This is a genomic window from Thermococcus sp. M36, assembly GCF_012027355.1.
GTDB lineage: Archaea > Methanobacteriota_B > Thermococci > Thermococcales > Thermococcaceae > Thermococcus.
In genome coordinates this window covers 1-409 of the sequence record NZ_SNUH01000285.1, presented here as the reverse complement: position 1 = coordinate 409, position 409 = coordinate 1, and the positions used below count along the sequence as shown (strand labels likewise).

Annotated in this window: 1 protein-coding gene; it reads left to right on the top strand. The window is 31.3% G+C overall.

Annotation, left to right across the window (positions count from 1 at the left end; all coding sequences use genetic code 11):
* A partial coding sequence (locus tag E3E36_RS12375; protein ID WP_206203724.1) for a hypothetical protein occupies positions 1 to 264 on the top strand: 264 nt, incomplete at its 5' end.
* Positions 265 to 409: the final 145 nt, after the last annotated feature.

Genomic DNA, 409 nt, shown 5'->3' with positions numbered 1-409 from the left:
ACACTAACAGAAGTAGAGCAATACATCAAAACACACCAACACTTACCCGATGTACCCAGCGAAAAAGAAGTAAAAGTCCAAGGTATTGATATTGGCGAAACGCAGGCAATTTTATTAAGAAAGATAGAGGAGTTGACCTTATACATGATTGAAATGAAAAAAGAAAATGAAAATCAACAAAAGAGAAACAATGAACAACAAAAACAAATTCGCAAACAGCAAACTGAAATAGAAAAAATTAAAAAGCAAATACTTAAATCTTAACAGAATGAAAATAAAAGACAGTATTACCCTAAGTATAGTCTTGTGTTTTTGCTTACTAAAAGTAAAAGCTCAATCAGTAGCTACACAAACAGTTAGCACTTCATGGGGTTATTATATTAATACTAGTATTTCAGGATATGGCACA